Origin of the sequence: Myxococcus llanfairpwllgwyngyllgogerychwyrndrobwllllantysiliogogogochensis (assembly GCF_006636215.1) — a bacterium.
Lineage (GTDB): Bacteria > Myxococcota > Myxococcia > Myxococcales > Myxococcaceae > Myxococcus > Myxococcus llanfairpwllgwyngyllgogerychwyrndrobwllllantysiliogogogochensis.
Window position 1 is genome coordinate 1 of sequence record NZ_VIFM01000995.1, and the last position, 389, is coordinate 389.

Here is a 389-nt window from a genome sequence, read left to right on the forward strand (position 1 = left end):
GCGAGCACCCTCTCCCCCAATGGCGGGCCCACCGGGGGCTTCGCTCACCGGTGGATTGGCGCGAACGGGGTAACGCAGTGGAACGAGGTGATCTCCAACGTCCCGGGCGTTGTCACCCTGGAGACCTTCTCGCCCTCCGGCACGCTGCTCATCGGCGGGCATGAGCTCCTCGCGGGTGGAACGGAGATTGGCCGGGGCTGGTTCGCGGCGATGAACCTCGCGACCCGCGCGCTCGGCCCGGTGACCTACGTCGAGGGGAGCACGGGGATGGGAGGCCCGGTCCGTATCAGCGGCCTCGCGCTCACCCCAACAGGCCATGTCGTGGTGACCGGTGGCTTCAGCGCCATCAGGGACCAGGACGGGGGCTTCATTCGGGTGTACGACGGGCG

1 pseudogene is annotated in these 389 nt (G+C 69.7%); it reads left to right on the forward strand.

From position 1 onward, the window contains the following. Nucleotides 1-389 (forward strand): annotated as a pseudogene (locus tag FJV41_RS51630) (hypothetical protein); the annotation flags it as partial.